14 protein-coding genes are annotated in these 15,756 nt (G+C 69.3%); 7 read left to right on the top strand and 7 right to left on the bottom strand.

The genetic code is table 11. The features are described 5' to 3' along the window. Positions 1–609 carry an alpha-ketoglutarate-dependent dioxygenase AlkB gene (locus ACXYX3_RS20690; RefSeq protein WP_241207300.1) on the bottom strand — a complete coding sequence of 203 codons (609 nt, stop codon included), beginning with the start codon at positions 607–609 and terminating at the stop codon, positions 1–3. 35 nt (positions 610–644) lie between these two features. Next, a complete protein-coding gene (soxR, locus tag ACXYX3_RS20685; RefSeq protein WP_458608833.1) occupies positions 645–1,079 on the bottom strand; it encodes a redox-sensitive transcriptional activator SoxR in 435 nt (144 codons plus the stop codon). Between the two features lie 44 nt (positions 1,080–1,123). On the opposite strand from soxR, the gene arcA reads away from it, so the two are divergent. Continuing rightward, entirely contained in the window at positions 1,124–2,326 is a 1,203-nt protein-coding gene (gene arcA / locus ACXYX3_RS20680) for an arginine deiminase (protein WP_374238424.1), read from the top strand. 27 nt (positions 2,327–2,353) lie between these two features. On the opposite strand, the gene ACXYX3_RS20675 is transcribed toward arcA, so the two are convergent. Continuing rightward, the gene (locus ACXYX3_RS20675; protein ID WP_241207305.1) at positions 2,354–3,862 is read right to left on the bottom strand and encodes a dolichyl-phosphate-mannose--protein mannosyltransferase; all 1,509 of its coding nucleotides are present in this window, start codon (positions 3,860–3,862) and stop codon (positions 2,354–2,356) included. 66 nt (positions 3,863–3,928) lie between these two features. Between ACXYX3_RS20675 and rsmI the strand changes: the two genes are divergently transcribed. Continuing rightward, positions 3,929–4,768: a 16S rRNA (cytidine(1402)-2'-O)-methyltransferase gene (gene rsmI / locus ACXYX3_RS20670; protein WP_458608832.1), complete on the top strand. Its 840-nt coding sequence runs from the start codon at positions 3,929–3,931 to the stop codon at positions 4,766–4,768. Here the strand turns inward: rsmI and ACXYX3_RS20665 are convergent. The 4 genes from ACXYX3_RS20665 to metG all read right to left on the bottom strand — a co-directional run bounded on the left by ACXYX3_RS20665 (position 4,738) and on the right by metG (position 9,673). Then, a complete protein-coding gene (locus ACXYX3_RS20665; RefSeq protein WP_458608831.1) occupies positions 4,738–5,979 on the bottom strand; it encodes an aminodeoxychorismate synthase component I in 1,242 nt (413 codons plus the stop codon). The two genes, rsmI and ACXYX3_RS20665, sit on opposite strands and share 31 nt — an antisense overlap. A gap of 7 nt (positions 5,980–5,986) precedes the next feature. Continuing rightward, entirely contained in the window at positions 5,987–6,868 is an 882-nt protein-coding gene (locus tag ACXYX3_RS20660; protein WP_458608830.1) for an RNA polymerase sigma-70 factor, read from the bottom strand. Then, on the bottom strand, positions 6,865–8,040 hold the full coding sequence (locus ACXYX3_RS20655) for an NAD(P)/FAD-dependent oxidoreductase (protein WP_458608829.1): 1,176 nt from the start codon (positions 8,038–8,040) through the stop codon (positions 6,865–6,867). Before ACXYX3_RS20655 ends, ACXYX3_RS20660 begins: the two co-directional genes overlap by 4 nt. Positions 8,041–8,128: 88 nt before the next feature. After that, positions 8,129–9,673, bottom strand: a complete 1,545-nt coding sequence (metG, locus tag ACXYX3_RS20650; RefSeq protein ID WP_458608828.1) for a methionine--tRNA ligase — start codon at positions 9,671–9,673, stop codon at positions 8,129–8,131. A 17-nt stretch (positions 9,674–9,690) separates the two neighbouring features. Here metG and ACXYX3_RS20645 point away from each other — a divergent pair, with 17 nt between their 5' ends. From ACXYX3_RS20645 to ACXYX3_RS20625, 5 genes are all read left to right on the top strand, one after another. Next, entirely contained in the window at positions 9,691–10,554 is an 864-nt protein-coding gene (locus ACXYX3_RS20645; protein WP_458608827.1) for a TatD family hydrolase, read from the top strand. Between the two features lie 79 nt (positions 10,555–10,633). Continuing rightward, complete coding sequence (locus ACXYX3_RS20640) at positions 10,634–11,761, top strand: transglycosylase family protein (RefSeq protein ID WP_241207292.1); 1,128 nt, start codon at positions 10,634–10,636, stop codon at positions 11,759–11,761. Then, positions 11,758–12,699, top strand: a complete 942-nt coding sequence (rsmA, locus tag ACXYX3_RS20635; RefSeq protein ID WP_241207291.1) for a 16S rRNA (adenine(1518)-N(6)/adenine(1519)-N(6))-dimethyltransferase RsmA — start codon at positions 11,758–11,760, stop codon at positions 12,697–12,699. Before ACXYX3_RS20640 ends, rsmA begins: the two co-directional genes overlap by 4 nt. Before the next feature lie 133 nt (positions 12,700–12,832). Then, positions 12,833–13,801 (top strand): 4-(cytidine 5'-diphospho)-2-C-methyl-D-erythritol kinase, encoded by a 969-nt coding sequence (locus ACXYX3_RS20630; RefSeq protein WP_458608826.1) that lies wholly within the window; start codon positions 12,833–12,835, stop codon positions 13,799–13,801. A 318-nt stretch (positions 13,802–14,119) separates the two neighbouring features. Next, on the top strand, positions 14,120–15,754 hold the full coding sequence (locus ACXYX3_RS20625) for a fatty acyl-AMP ligase (protein ID WP_241207289.1): 1,635 nt from the start codon (positions 14,120–14,122) through the stop codon (positions 15,752–15,754). Positions 15,755–15,756 lie beyond the last annotated feature (2 nt).

The following is a 15,756-nucleotide window of genomic DNA, read 5'->3' as shown; positions in this document are numbered from 1 at the left end:
CTAGCGGACGTCGTGCGGCCGGAACTGGATGCTGATCCGGGGACCGGTCGGTCGCGCCGTCTTGGGAATCGCATGTTCCCAGGTGCGTTGACAGGAACCACCCATCACCAGCAGGTCGCCGTGGCCGTGCCGGATGCGCAGGGACGGCCCGCCACCGCGGGGACGTAACGCGAACACGCGCGTCGCGCCCAGGCCGACGATGGCGACCATGGTGTCGTCGGTACGGCTGCGGCCGATGTTGTCACCGTGCCAGGCGACGCTGTCGTTGCCGTCGCGGTAGAGGCACAGGCCTGCGGTGACGAACGGCTCGCCCAGCTCGCCGGCGTAGGCGTCGTTGAGCCGCCGCCGCAGTTGCTTGAGGCGCGGATGGGGCGCCGGCTCGTCCAGCAGGTGATGGAAACTGACCAACCGCGGCACGTCGAGCACGCGGTCGTACATCTGCCGGCGCTCGGACCGCCACGGGATCACGTCGCGGAGTTCGCCGAAGAGCGCGTCGTCGCAGACGCCGTCCTGGGCGAGCCAGCCGGAGCGCACCTCCAGCCACGCTCCGTCGCCCAGCTCCCGCCGATCAGCCTCGTCGAACAAAGAGCTCTGCACCGCCTGCTCCATGGCCACCACTTTATCGCACAGGCGTTCGATCTCGCTTAGAGGCGCGCTGCGCCCGGGCCGTGGGCGGCGAGTACGTCGTCGGGGTTGGCGAGCGTGCACGTCTTCAGCGACAGGCACCCACAGCCGATGCACCCGGCGAGGTTGTCGCGGAGCCGCTCGAGGTGGGTGATGCGCTCGTCGAGGTCGTCGCGCCACCCCGCGGAGAGGCGGGCCCAGTCCTTGCTCGTCGGGGTCCGGTCGGTAGGCAGGGTCGCCAGCGCCTCGCGGATGCGCGCCAGCGGGATGCCGAGCCGCTGCGACATCCGGATGAACGCGACCCGGCGCAGGGTCTCGCGGGGGTAGCGGCGCTGATTGCCACTCGTGCGGCGACACGAGATCAGGCCCTCGCGTTCGTAGAAATGCAACGCCGACACCGCCACGCCGCTGCGCACCGCCATCTCGCCCGGTGTGAGCTCTTGCGCCCTGGTCATAGGTAAACCCTAGTTGAGGTCGCTTTCCCGCTACGGTGCTACTTGTGACAGAGCTCGGGTGTAACTCGGAGGTCGGCACGTTGCGGACGGTGATCCTGCACCGGCCCGGCGCCGAGCTGAAACGGTTGACGCCGCGCAACAACGACACACTGCTGTTCGACGGGTTGCCCTGGGTGGGCAGGGCCCAGGAAGAACACGACGCATTCGCCGCACTGCTGGCATCCCGCGGCGTCGAGGTGCTGCTGCTGGGGGATCTGCTCAGCGAGGCGCTCGCCCACAGCGGTGCCGCACGGATGCACGGGATCTCCGCGGCCGTCGACGCGCGACGGCTGGGAGTGCCGTTGGCGCAAGAACTCTCGATGTATCTGCGCACCCTCGACGCCGGCGCACTGGCCCACGTGCTGATGGCGGGTATGACGTTCGACGAGCTGCCATTCGGGGAGAACGAGCTGTCCCTGGTTCGGCGCATGCATCACGGCGGAGATTTCGTCATCGACCCCCTGCCCAATCTGTTGTTCACCCGGGACTCGTCCTTCTGGATCGGGCCGCGGGTGGCCATCACGTCGCTGTCCATGCACGCGCGGGTGCGGGAGACGTCGCTGACCGATCTGATCTACGCCCACCACCCGCGGTTCCTCGGGGTGCGTCGCGCCTACGAATCCCGCTCGGCTCCTGTCGAGGGCGGCGACGTGTTGTTGCTCGGCCCCGGCGTCGTCGCGGTCGGGGTGGGGGAGCGCACCACGCCGGCCGGCGCGGAAGCGTTGGCGCGCAGCCTGTTCGACGACGGGTTGGCGCACACCGTGTTGGCGGTGCCGATCGCGCAGGAGCGGGCGCAGATGCACCTGGACACCGTGTGCACGATGGTCGACACCGATGCGGTGGTGATGTACCCCAACATCGTCGACTCGTTGACCGCGTTCCCGATCCGACGGTCCGCCGACGGCGTGCGCATCGACCGCGCCGCTCCCTTCGTGGACGTGGCGGCGGACGCGATGGGCATCGGCAAGCTGCGCGTCATCGACACCGGCCTCGATCCGGTGACCGCCGAGCGGGAGCAGTGGGACGACGGCAACAACACGCTCGCACTGGCGCCGGGTGTGGTGGTCGCCTACGAGCGCAACACCGAAACCAATGCGCGGCTGCGTGATTCGGGTATCGAGGTGCTCGCTATCGCGGCGTCGGAACTCGGCACCGGCCGCGGCGGGCCGCGCTGCATGTCGTGCCCGGCCGCCCGCGACCCGCTCTGAGCCGCACCTCTATCGCGGCAGAAGGGGCTAGCGCCAGGACGGCAGCCAGATCTGCATGTTCCACGTCCCCTGTGAGATCGGCAGGCCCGTCAGCACCGGGTACAGCCACGCGAAGTTCGTGATCACCAGCGCCACATAGAGGCTCACGACGAGTAATCCGAGCGTCCGCCGTTCGGAGCTCTGCCGCGGCGCGTGCAGGATGTCGCCCGCGATCATCGCGATCATCATGACCAGGAACGGCGCCATCGTCGCGGCGTAGAAGAAGTACATCTGCCGGTCGATGTCGGCGAACCACGGCAGGAAGCCCGCGCCGTAGCCGACCAGCAGCACCGCGTACCGCCAGTCGCGCTTCACGAACGCGCGCCACAGCGCCCACACCAGAACAGGGACGGCGAGGAACCACATCGCCGGCGTGCCGACCAGCATCACGGCCTTGACGCACGACTGGGCGCCGCAGCCGGGGATGTCCTGGTTGTCGATCGCGTAGAGCACCGGGCGCAGGGACATCGGCCACGTCCACGGCTTGGACTCCCACGGATGGTGGTTGCCGTCGGCGTTGGTCAGCCCGGAATGGAAACGGAACGCCGCATACGTGTAGTGCCACAGTGAGCGGATCGCATCCGGCAGCGGCACCACGCTGTCCGGCCCGATGGAGCGCCCGACCTCATAGCGGTTCACCCCGGTCTCGGACGCGAACCACATCGCGTACGACGCCAGGTACACGCTGAACGGGATGGCCACCAGCGCGTACAGCGACGGTCCGACGTCGCGGCGCAGCGCTCCGAGCCACGGCCGCGGCACGCGGTACTGCTTGCGCGCCGCCACGTCGAACGCCACGCTCATCACCCCGAAGAACAGTACGAAGTAGAGCCCCGACCACTTGGTGGCGCAGGCCAGCCCGAGCAGCACGCCGGCGCCGAAGCGCCACCATCGCACACCAAGGCGAGGGCCCCAGCGGGTCTCGGCGACCCGGCCGGCCATCAGCGCGACGTGCATGCGTTCGCGGACCTGGTCCCGGTCGACGATCAGGCAGCCGAATGCGGCGACGACGAAGAACACCAGGAAGATGTCCAGCAGCGCGGTCCGGGCGGTCACGAAGGACACGCCGTCGGCGATCAGCAGGAGCCCGGCGATGCCCCCGACGAGGGTGGAGCGACTGATCCGCCGGGCGATGCGCACCACCAGCAGCACCATCACCACGCCGCACATCGCTCCGGTGAACCGCCACCCCACGCCGGTGTAGCCGAACAGCGCCTCGCCCAGCGCGATCATCTGCTTGCCCACCGGCGGATGTACCACCAGGCCGTAGCCCGGATTGTCTTCCACACCGTGGTTGTGCAGCATCTGCCAGGCCTGGGGCGCGTAGTGCTTTTCGTCGAAGATCGGCGTGCCGGCGTCGGTGGGCGAGCCGAGATTGAGGAAGCGTGTCACCGCGGCCAGCGCGGTGATGACGAGCGTCATCGCCCAGCCGCGGAAGCGGTCCAGCGGTCCGAAGTCGGCCACCGGTACCAGCGGCCCGGGGGAGATGACCGGCACTGCGCGACGCGCGACAACGAGCTCGTCGGGCGGGGCGGTCACGCCTGCGATCGTAGGCTGTGGAGCATGACTGCCGGACGACTGCTCATCGGCGCCACGCCGCTGGGCCAGCCGTCGGATGCCTCCCACCGGCTGATCCGGGCGCTGGCCAGCGCAGATGTGATCGCCGCCGAGGACACGCGGCGGGTCCGCACGCTCGCGACCGCGCTCGAGGTCCGTCCGGCCGGGCGCATCGTCAGCCTCTACGACCAGAACGAGGCGTCGCGGGTTCCCGCGCTCCTGGACGACATCCGCGGTGGCGCCACGGTGCTGCTGGTCAGCGATGCGGGCATGCCCCTCATCAGCGATCCCGGCTATCGGACGGTGGCCGCCTGTGTGGAGGCCGGCCTGCCGGTGCACTGCCTACCGGGACCGTCGGCGGTGACGACCGCGCTGGCCGTCGCCGGGCTGCCGTCGGAGCGGTTCTGCTTCGAGGGTTTCGCCCCACGCAAGAAGGCAGCCCGCGCCACATGGTTGCACGGCCTTGCGAGTGAACTGCGTACCTGTGTGTTCTTCGAATCCCCGCGCAGGCTGGCGGAGTGCCTGGCCGACGCGGTCGAGGTGCTCGGTCCGGACCGGCGCGCCGTGGTGTGCCGTGAGCTGACCAAGACCCACGAGGAGATCGTGCGCGGGACGCTCGGCGAGCTCGCCGCCTGGGCCGCCTATCCGGTGCTCGGTGAGATCACCGTGGTGCTCGCGGGAGCCACTCCGACGGCCGACCCCGATGTGCTGGTCGAGGAAGTGAACCGGCTGGTCGACGACGACGGGCTGCGGGTCAAGGACGCCTGCGCGCAGGTGGTCGCGGCACACCCCGGCGCTCCCTCTCGCCGGGAGCTCTACGACGCGGTACTGCGCTCCCGGGCCTGATCGCCGACGATCGGCGCCGCCTTGTGGAGGCACTCCTGCCATTCGCGCAACGGATCGGAGTCCGCGGTGATACCGCCGCCGACGCCGAGTACGGCATCGCCCTCGGCGGTGAACTCCACCGTGCGGATCGCGACGTTCAGCTCGCATCCAGCCACAGGCGACGCCAAACCGACATTGCCGCAGTAGATTCCGCGACGCCGCGGTTCCCACTGGCGGAGCAGCTCCCGCGCCCGCGTCTTCGGCGTCCCGGTGACCGAGGCCGGCGGGAAGGTCGCCGCGAGGATCGCCGCCATCGGCACGTCGACGGGAACCCGAGCCGACACCGTCGACACCAGATGCCAGACCCCCGGCGCCGGGCGGACGGCCAGGAGCTCGGGCACCACGACGGTCCCGGTGCGGGCGACCCGGCCCAGATCGTTGCGGACCAGGTCGACGATCATGATGTTCTCCGCGACGTCTTTGACCGACGCGCGCAGCTCGGCCGGGTCGGCGTGCCGGGGCAGCGTGCCCTTGATCGGGCTCGAGGTGACGGCCTCGCCGCATCGGCGCAGGAACAGCTCCGGAGACAGCGATGCGACCGCACCCCAGGCGCCCGCCAGGAATGCGGCCCGCGCGGGAGCGGTGCGCGCCACCGCGTCGGCGAAGAAGTCGACCGGCTCGCCGTGCAGGGTGCCGCGGAACTGTGTGCACACGCACGCCTGGTACACCTCGCCCGCGCCGATCGCCGCCAGGCATGCGTGCACGCCGCGCTGGTGGGCCTCGCGATCCGCGCCACGCCATGTGACGGAGGCCGGCTTCGGTGCCGCAGGCGCCTGTAGTGCCTCACCGACCCAGTCGGCTATCGGTGCGCCGCTGAGGCTTTCGTGCCACCACGTGCCGTCGGCGGCGCACCGCAGCACGGTGTCCGACCAGCCGCCGGCGGCCTCGGGCACCCGCGGTCCACGCCCGTCGGCACCCGGGTCGGGGTAGGACAGGTGGCCGAACCATCCGCCGCCCACGGGGCCGTCGTCGCGCACCCCGACGGGAACGTCGAACGCTGAGCCGGTCGGCACGGGGGACACCGCCACGCTCGGCGCGATCACCGCGCGTGAGCCGAACCAGTCACCGATCAGGGCGGCCGGCGGCGGTAGGCCTCGCTGGGCGGCTGCGGTCGCGAGCGCGCGCAGGACCGACGGGGCAGCGCCCAGGGTGCCGAGCCGGTCGATGCGCACCGGGTCATTATCGGCCGATGCGCCGCGGCACCATCACCGTGGCGAGCTTCTCGGGGTTGCGCATCGCATAGAAGTTCGCGATCTTGCCGTCGCTGACCTCGATCAGCACCACGCCCTCGAGCCGGTCGCCGGTGTAGAGCACCAGTGCCGGCGTGTTGTTGTACACGGCCGGCTCGACGCGGCCCTCGGGCCCGCCCAGCCGAACCAGGCCCATCACCAGGCGGGCGACGCGTTCGGCTCCGGCGACGGGCCGGCGCGCAGCGCTCACCTTGCCGTCGCTGTCGGCGGTCCACACGACGTCCGGGGTGAGCATGGCCATCAGCCCGTCGAGGTCCCCGGTCGCCGCCGCGGTGAAGAACCGCGTGGTGAGTTCCGCCGAGAACTGCGGGTCGACGGGCTCGAAGCGTTTGCGCCGGGACTGCACGTGTTGCCGTGCTCGGTGGGCCATCTGCCGCACAGCGACCGTCGACTTGCCGAGCGTCGAAGCGATCTCGTCGTGGTCGAAGCCGAACACCTCGCGCAGCACGAACACCGCGCGCTCGTCCGGGCTCAGCGTCTCCAGCACCACGAGCATCGCCATCGAGACCGACTCGGCGAGCACCACATCCGCCGACGGATCGGCGTCGGTGAGCAGCGGTTCGGGGAGCCACGGCCCGACGTAGGTCTCCTTCCGCCGGGACTGGGCGCGCAGGGCGTTGAGTGCCTGGCGGGTGACGAGCCGGGCGAGGTAGGCCTTGGTGTCGGCCACCCCGCTCAGCTCGACCTGCGCCCACCGCAGATAGCTCTCCTGCAGAACATCGTCGGATTCCGTTGCGCTGCCCAAGATTTCGTAGGCGATCGTGAACAGCAGCGGCCGCAGCGCGGTGAACCGCTCGGCGTGTTCGCTCACCGGTTCGCCACCGTCTCGGGCGCGGGAGCGGTGCGTTCGGGCCCCTTCAATGACCGGTAGGACCCCGGCGTGGCGGCTTCACCGGCCATCCACGTCACCGTCCACCGGCACACCTGTTCCTTGATGACCGCGCCGGCACGCCCGCCGATGAACACGGGGACCGGGGTGTCGTCCTTGCGTTGCAGCTGCAGGGTGCCCGCGCGCCGCCCGAGGCTGATGCACTGCGCGGTCATCGGCACCGACCGTTGCGATGGCTCGTCGCCCGCCAGCCGTGCCAGCACGGTGTCGGCGGCCAGCACCCCCATCGGCAGGCTCGCCTGGCAGCTCATCCGGTACGGCCGCCGCGACGGCGCCACGGCGTCGCCCGCGCCGACGATGCGCTCGTCGTCCAGGCTGGTGTACGTCTCGTCGGTGATGAGCCGCCCCATCCCGTCGGTGGTCAGGCCGCTCGTCGCGGCCAGCGCGGGAACGCCGAAGCCGGCGCTCCACACCGTCGCGGCGCTGCCGAGCCGGCGGCCATCGGCCAGCACGAGGTGATCGGGCCCGACCGCGGTGACCGACGCCCCGGCGCCATCCAGCATCGTCACCCCCAGTCGGCGCAGACGCTTGGTCACCGAGCGGCGGCCGGGCCGACTCAGCGACGGCCCGATCTCGGTGCTCACCAGCGTGACGGGGCGGCCGGCATCGGCGAGTTCGGCGGCCGTCTCGATGCCGGTCAGGCCCGCCCCGACCACGACGATCGGCGCGGGCAGCGGTACGTCGGCCAGCCGTTCGCGCAGTGCCTCGGCGTGCTCCCACTCGCTGATCGGGTAGGCGAACTCGGCCGCACCCGGCACCGACGCCGGGGCCGCACCGGTACTGCCCGCGGCGTAGACGAGGTAGTCGTACGCCAGCTCCGCCCCGGAGGACAGTGCGAGGCGGCGGGCGGCGGCATCGATGTGTGCGACGCTGTCGACGAGGACGCGCACCCCGCCGTTGAGCACGCGGTCGTACGACGTGGCCGCATCGTGGTTCCCGACGACCATTTGGTGCAGTCGGATGCGCTCCACGAACTGCGGTCGCGGGTTCACCAACGTCACGGTCAGATCGTCACGTGACATCAACCGGTTGGCGGCCATCACGCCGGCGTAGCCGCCGCCGATGACAACGACGCGGGGCTGGGATTCGGTCATGGTGTCTCCTTCATCCGAGGTGCTTGTGACCTCGAGACACCGGTGACCGCCTCGGTGTGACACGACGTGATGCGTATCACACCTGCGCCTATCCCTGGGGGTCGGCTTGGTATCGCGGGAAGACCCCGCTCGGCGCCGGCAGTGCGGCACCGGGAGCAAGCCGAACCGGCACGGCGGCGAAAGAGCGCTGATCGGCAGGCTGGCCGAGAAGGTCGAGCAGGCGGGACGTCGATTCCGGCATCACCGGCTGGCTGAGCAGCGTCGCGATCCGGACCACCTCGAGCGTGGTGTAGAGCACCGTGGCGAAGCGCTGCGGGTCGGTCTTGCGCAGCACCCACGGCTCCTGTGCCGAGAAGTAGCGATTCGCCGCGCCGAGCACCGTCCAGATCGCCTCCAGTGCCAGATGCATGGCCGTCGCCGCGTAGTGCGCGCGCACCCGCTCCAACAGCTCGTCGGCCGCGGCCAGCAGCTCGAGATCCTCAGGGGTGAAGTCGCCGGGTTCGGGCACGATGCCGTCGAGATTCTTGGCGACCATCGACAACGAGCGCTGCGCCAGGTTGCCGTACTCGTTGGCCAGGTCGGCGTTGATCCGCGCGATGATGCCGTCCTCGCTGTAGCTGCCGTCCTGACCGAAGGGCACCTCGCGCAGCAGGAAGTAGCGCAGCTGGTCGAGCCCGAACGTGTCGACCAGGTTGGCCGGGTCGACGGTGTTGCCGATCGACTTGCTCATCTTCTCGCCGCGGTTGAACAGGAAGCCGTGCGCGAAGACCTTCTTCGGCAGCTCGATGCCCGCCGACATCAGGAACGCCGGCCAGTAGACGGTGTGGAACCGGATGATGTCCTTGCCGATCATGTGCAGGTCGGCCGGCCAGTACTGCCGGAACGCCGCGGACTCGGTGTCCGGGAAGCCGACGCCCGTCAGATAGTTGGTCAGCGCGTCCACCCACACGTACATGACGTGGTCCGGGTGGTCGGGTACCGGAACGCCCCAGTCGAACGTCGTGCGGGAGATCGAGAGATCACGCAGCCCGCCCGAGACGAAGCTGACGATCTCGTTGCGGCGCACGTCCGGCTCGATGAACTCCGGGTGCTCGGCGTAGAGGGCGAGCAGCCGCTCCGCGTAGGCGGAGAGCCGGAAGAAGTAGGTCTCCTCCTCGGTCCAGGTCACGGGTGTGCCGGTCTCGATGGCCGTCCGGACCCCGTCCTCGCCGACCTCGGTCTCGTTCTCGGCGAAGAAGCGCTCGTCGCGCACCGAGTACCAGCCCGAATACTTGTCCAGATAGACGTCGCCCGCATCGACCATGCGGCGCCAGATCGCCTTCGACGCCTCGTAGTGGTCGTCGTCGCTGGTGCGAATGAAGCGGTCGAACGAGACGTTGAGCTTGCGTTGCAGGTTCTCGAACACGTCGGAATTCGCGCGCGCCAGTTCCGCGGTCGGGACACCGAGCTTGGCCGCGGTCTCGGCCATCTTCAGCCCGTGCACGTCCGTGCCGGTGAGAAACCTGACGTCGAAGCCGTCGAGCCGCTTGAAGCGGGCGATGGCATCGGTGGCGATGTACTCGTAGGCGTGTCCGACGTGGGGGTCGCCGTTGGGATAGGCGATCGCCGTCGTGATGTAGTAAGGCTCGCTCATTTGTGCTTCACCCTAAGGTGTGGACGGTGAGCTCCTCCTCCCGACAGCGGCGTGAGCCGCCGCCGCTTCCCGAGCCGCTGGCCCCGCTGATCGACGCACACACTCATCTCGATGCCTGCGGTGCGCGCACCGCCGAGGACGTGCGGGTCATCCTCGACCGGGCCGCACGTGCCGGGGTGGGCGCCGTCGTCACGATCGCCGACGACCTGGACTCGGCGCAGTGGGCCGTCGCCGCCGCGGAATGGGATTCCCGGGTCTACGCCGCGGTCGCGCTGCACCCCACCCGTGCCGGTGCGTTGACCGAGGATGCGCGCGCGACGATCGAGACCCTCGCGGTGCATCCCCGGGTCGTGGCGATCGGGGAGACCGGCCTCGACCTCTACTGGCCCGGGCGCCTGGAGGGATGTGCCGAGCCGGCGGTTCAGCGGGAGGCGTTCGCCTGGCACATCGACCTCGCCAAGCGCACGGGCAAGCCGTTGATGATCCACAATCGCGACGCCGACGCCGAGGTACTCGACGTCCTGCGCGCAGAAGGCGCCCCCGAGAGTGTGATCTTCCACTGTTTTTCCTCCGATGCGGAGATGGCGCGCAGCTGCGTCGACGAGGGGTGGCTGCTGAGCCTGTCCGGCACCGTGAGCTTCAAAAACGCCCGTGCGCTGCGGGAAGCCGCGCCGCTGATCCCGCCGGACCAGTTGCTCGTCGAAACCGACGCCCCGTTTCTGACCCCTCATCCGTTCCGCGGCGCACCGAATGAGCCCTACTGCCTCCCTTACACTGTTCGTGCGCTGGCCGAACTCGTCGGCCGGGCGCCGGAAGTGATCGCCGAACAGAGTTCGGTGGCGGCGGAGCGTGTCTACGGCCTGCAGAGTTGCCGCACGTAGGCCTTTTCGTTACCGTCTTGTGATACTGCACGCGCGTACAGAAGCTGCGCGCGTCCAAGAAGTTGGGGTCGACGACATCGTGAATGCCATCACCAGACTTCATCGAACGCGTTCGCCCATTCTGCGGGCCTTGGTCCTGGCGACTTTGCTGGCGCTCGTCTTCGCGGGCGGCGCGGCGGTCGCGATGCACAAGACGGTGACGCTCACCGTCGATGGTGCGTCGATGACGGTGCCGACGATGAAGAGCCGAGTCATCGATGTCGTGAAGGAAAACGGCTTCGATGTCGGCGAGCGCGACGACCTGTTCCCGGCCGCCGATACGCCTGTGCACCAGTCCGACACGATCGTGTTGCGGCGCAGTCGTCCCCTCGAGATCTCCACCGACGGCGGCGGCACCGAGCAGGTGTGGACAACGGCGTCGACCGTGCAGGAGGCACTCGCGCAGCTGCGGATGACCGACAAGGCGCCGCTGGCCGCGTCGCGCGGCAGCCGCGTGCCGCTCGGCGGGATGGCCCTACCGGTGGTGAGCCCCAAAACAGTTCAGCTCGACGACGGCGGCGCGGTGCGGACCGTGCGACTCGCGGCGCCGAATGTCGCAGCGCTGCTCGACGCCGCCGGGGCGCCGCTTCAGCAAAGTGACATCGTGAATCCAGCACCTTCGGCTGCCATCGTCGATGGCATGCGGATCACGGTCACCCGCGTGCGCATCGAGAAGGTCACCGAGCGGCTCCCGCTCGCCCCGAACAACCAGCAGATCCCCGACGTCACGCTCAACATGAGCCGCCAGGTCGTCGAGGATCCCGGCATGCCCGGGACTCAGGACGTCACATTCGCGGTTGCCCGCGTCAATGGCGCCGAAACAGGCAGAATGCCAGTAGCCAATGTCATCGTGGTTCCCGCCCGTGACGGGGTTCTGCGCATCGGTGCCAAGCCGGGCACCGAGGTGCCGCCGGTGTCCAACCCGGGTCAGTGGGATGCCCTCGCTCGCTGCGAAGCGGGAGGTAATTGGGCGATCAACACGGGCAACGGATTTTTTGGTGGCGTCCAATTTGACCAAAACACCTGGGAGCGAAACGGTGGTCTGAGGTATGCTCAGCGTGCAGATCTGGCAACGAGAGAAGAGCAGATCGCAATTGCTGAAGTGACCAGGGCGCGCCAGGGTTGGGGTGCGTGGCCGGTCTGTAGTGGAAGGATCGGTGCGTCATGACAATTCGGCTGCTCGGGCGAACTGAGATTCGTCACTTGGCAAAGTCGATTGATTTCCGACCCCGGAAATCGTTCGGTCAGAACTTCGTCCACGATGCCAACACGGTGCGGCGCATCGTCTCCGCGTCGGGGGTGAACCGCAACGATCACGTCCTGGAGGTCGGCCCCGGACTCGGGTCGCTGACCCTGGCCCTTCTCGATCGTGGCTCCCGGGTGACGGCCGTGGAGATCGATCCCGTGCTGGCCGAACAGCTGCCCACGACGATCGCCGACCACTCGCACAGCGAGATCAACCGGCTGCGTGTGCTCAACCGCGACATCCTGACGTTCCGCCGCGAGGATCTCGACGACGAGCCCACCGCGCTGGTCGCGAATCTGCCTTACAACGTTGCTGTACCTGCACTGTTGCACCTGCTCGCCGAGTTCCCGTCCATCCGCACCGTGATGGTGATGGTCCAGGCCGAGGTCGCCGAGCGCCTCGCCGCCGAGCCGGGTGGCAAGGACTACGGCGTGCCCAGCGCGAAGGTGCGGTTCTTCGGCAACGTGCGGCGCTACGGCATGGTCTCGCCGACGGTGTTCTGGCCCATCCCGCGCGTGTACTCCGGGCTGGTCCGGATCGACCGCTACGAGACGTCTCCGTGGCCCACCGACGCCGAGTTCCGCCAGCAGGTGTTCGAGCTCGTCGACGTCGCGTTCGCGCAACGCCGCAAGACCGCACGCAACGCGTTCGCCGAGTGGGCGGGGTCGGGCAACGAGTCGGCGAGCCGACTGTTGGCCGCGAGCATCGACCCGTCGCGTCGCGGCGAGACGCTGGCCATCGCGGACTTCGTGCGGCTGCTGCAGCGCAACGCGGATTGGCACATCGTCCCGAAGGCGGCCCCGGCTGCGGCCGTCGAGTCCACCTCCGACGGACTCGACGCTCAGGTCACCTCTCCGTAGGTCCTGGGCCGTCGTCGGTCTGAGCGTGTGCGCCGGGAGGGGCGTGGCGGAAGCCGGCGAAGCCTTGGCTGGGCGACGGCACATTCCCCGAGTGGGGTTCATCCTGGCTTCATCGCGGCGTTAGGGTCGTTCGGTGTCCGCGCGCGACGGTAATACCGCCCCCGAGTGGGTTCCCACCGGTTCGGTCACGGTCCGGGTGCCCGGCAAGGTCAATCTGTATCTGGAGGTCGGCGACCGCCGCCCCGACGGCTACCACGAGTTGTCCACGGTGTTCCATGCCGTCTCGCTGCTCGACGAGGTCACGGTCACGACCGCCGATGTGCTGAGTCTCGAGATCAGCGGGGAAGGCGCGGACTCGCTGCCGACCGACGAACGTAACCTCGCGTGGCAGGCGGCCGAGCTGATGGCCGAGCACGTCGGACGTGCGCCCGACGTCGCGATCGCGATCGAGAAGACGATTCCGGTCGCCGGCGGGATGGCCGGCGGCAGCGCCGACGCCGCCGCCGTTCTGGTCGCGATGAACGAGCTGTGGGAGCTGGGCGTGCCCCGCCGGGATCTGCACGCACTGGCCGCCCGACTCGGCTCCGACGTGCCGTTCGCGTTGCACGGCGGCACGGCACTGGGCACCGGTCGTGGCGAAGAGCTGGCAACGGTGTTGACCCGCAACACCTTTCACTGGGTACTCGCGTTCTCAGACGGGGGGCTGTCGACCGCCCGGGTGTTCGGCGAGGTCGACCGGTTGCGTGATCTGCAGGACCACAGCCTGCCCCCGCGGCTGGAATCCGCCGAGCCGGTGCTGGCCGCCCTGGCCACAGGTGACCCGGCTGCGCTGGCCCCGCTGTTGGGCAACGATCTGCAGCCGGCGGCGCTGACCCTCGATCCGGGGCTGCGACGTACCCTGCGCGCCGGCGTCGAGGCGGGCGCGCTGGCCGGGGTGGTGTCCGGCTCCGGGCCCACGTGCGCATTCCTCTGCGCGTCGGCGGGGTCGGCGGTGGACGTGGGCACCGAATTGGCGGGCGCCGGGGTGTGCCGGACGGTGCGGGTGGCCAGTGGCCCGGTGCACGGCGCCCGGGTGGTGCCCAGCGCGACACCGTCGGCGTGACCGTCGGCGACGTGTGACGAATCCCTCAAAGTCCGCACTCGTTTGGCAGTTACTTAAGAGTCTTCTAAGATGACACACGGTGAGAGCTAGCGGTCAAGCAGTGGACGCGTCAGGTTCCCCCGTCCTCGTCGACGGAGGGTGCTGCTGTGGTCGCGCCAAAGGCTCCGGCCGCCGTGCGCATCGCCGGAACGGACCATCACCGTTTCGAGACAGAACCGCTGCCTTAATGTGTGCGCGCCTCCATGAAAAGGCCGTTCAACAGGCGGAACATGGCAAACGGGCATGTGCACACCAGCAGATGTCGGCGAGGAGGTCGTCGTGAGCAGATTCACCGAGAAGATGTACCGCAACGCCCGCACGAGCACCCGGGGCATGGTGACCGGCGAGCCGCATGAGCCCGTCCGGCACACCTGGGGTGAGGTGCACGAGCGTGCCCGGCGCATCGCCGGTGGCCTCGCCGAGGCAGGCGTGGGGCTCGGCGACGCGGTGGGCGTCCTTGCGGGGCTCCCGGTGGAGATCGCCCCGACCGCTCAGGGTCTGTGGATGCGCGGTGCCAGCCTCACGATGCTGCACCAGCCCACGCCCCGCACCGATCTGGTGATGTGGTCCGAAGACACCATGAACGTGATCAGCATGATCGAGGCGAAGGCCGTGATCGTGTCCGAGCCGTTCCTCGTGGCGATCCCGGTGCTGGAGGAAAAGGGCATCACGGTCCTGACCGTCACCGATCTGCTCGCCGCCGACCCGATCGACCCCATCGAGGTGGGCGAGGACGAGCTGGCGCTGATGCAGCTGACGTCGGGGTCGACAGGCTCCCCGAAGGCCGTGCAGATCACCCACCGCAACATCCACTCCAACGCCGAGGCGATGTTCATCGGCGCGCAGTACGACGTCGACAAGGACGTCATGGTCAGCTGGCTGCCCTGCTTCCACGACATGGGCATGGTCGGCTTCCTGACCATCCCGATGTACTTCGGCGCCGAGCTGGTCAAGGTCACCCCGCTGGACTTCCTGCGGGACACGCTGCTGTGGGCCAAGCTCATCGACAAGTACAAGGGCACGATGACCGCGGCGCCCAACTTCGCCTACGCGCTGCTGGCCAAGCGCCTGCGCCGCCAGGCCAAGGAAGGCGACTTCGACCTGTCGACGCTGCGCTTCGCGCTCTCGGGCGCAGAACCCGTCGAGCCGGGGGACGTGGAAGACCTCATCGACGCCGGCAAGCCGTTCGGGCTGAAGGCATCGGCAATCCTGCCCGCCTACGGCATGGCCGAGACCTGTCTTGCCGTGTCGTTCTCCCCGTGCAACGCGGGTCTGGTGGTCGACGAGGTCGACGCCGACCTGCTGGCCGCGTTGCGCCGCGCCGTCCCGGCGACCAAGGGCAACACCAAGCGGCTCGCCGACCTCGGCCCGCTGCTGACCGATCTGGAAGCCCGTGTCATCGACGACCACGGCAACGTGATGCCGCCGCGCGGGGTCGGTGTGATCGAGCTGCGCGGCGAGTGCGTGACGCCCGGCTACATGACGATGGGTGGATTCATCCCGGCCCAGGACGAGCACGGCTGGTACGACACCGGTGACCTCGGCTACCTCACCGAGGACGGCCACGTCGTGGTGTGCGGCCGCGTGAAGGACGTCATCATCATGGCCGGGCGCAACATCTATCCGACCGACATCGAGCGGGCGGCCGGCCGTGTCGAGGGGGTGCGGCCGGGCTGCGCGGTGGCCGTGCGACTGGACGCCGGGCACTCGCGCGAGACGTTCGCCGTCGCTGTGGAGTCCAACGCCTGGCAGGACCCGGCCGAGGTGCGCCGCATCGAGCATCAGGTCGCGCACGAGGTCGTCGCCGAGGTCGAGATGCGGCCGCGCAACGTCGTGGTGCTGGGCCCCGGCAGCATCCCGAAGACGTCGTCGGGCAAGCTGCGCCGCTCGACCTCGGTCTCGCTGGTCACCTAGAG

The organism is Mycobacterium sp. Panama NTM2 (assembly GCF_054355555.1).
Note: the sequence above shows the minus strand (reverse complement) of the source record. Positions and strands in the feature narration are given on the sequence as shown.

What these genes read in the sequence shown, in the direction of transcription:
- ACXYX3_RS20690 (WP_241207300.1), bottom strand. Translation starts at nt 609, where the DNA reads ATGGAGCAGGCGGTGCAGAGCTCTTTGTTCGACGAGGCTGATCGGCGG.
- soxR (WP_458608833.1), bottom strand. Translation starts at nt 1,079, where the DNA reads ATGACCAGGGCGCAAGAGCTCACACCGGGCGAGATGGCGGTGCGCAGC.
- rsmI (WP_458608832.1), top strand. Translation starts at nt 3,929, where the DNA reads ATGACTGCCGGACGACTGCTCATCGGCGCCACGCCGCTGGGCCAGCCG.
- ACXYX3_RS20655 (WP_458608829.1), bottom strand. Translation starts at nt 8,040, where the DNA reads ATGACCGAATCCCAGCCCCGCGTCGTTGTCATCGGCGGCGGCTACGCC.
- metG (WP_458608828.1), bottom strand. Translation starts at nt 9,673, where the DNA reads ATGAGCGAGCCTTACTACATCACGACGGCGATCGCCTATCCCAACGGC.
- rsmA (WP_241207291.1), top strand. Translation starts at nt 11,758, where the DNA reads ATGACAATTCGGCTGCTCGGGCGAACTGAGATTCGTCACTTGGCAAAG.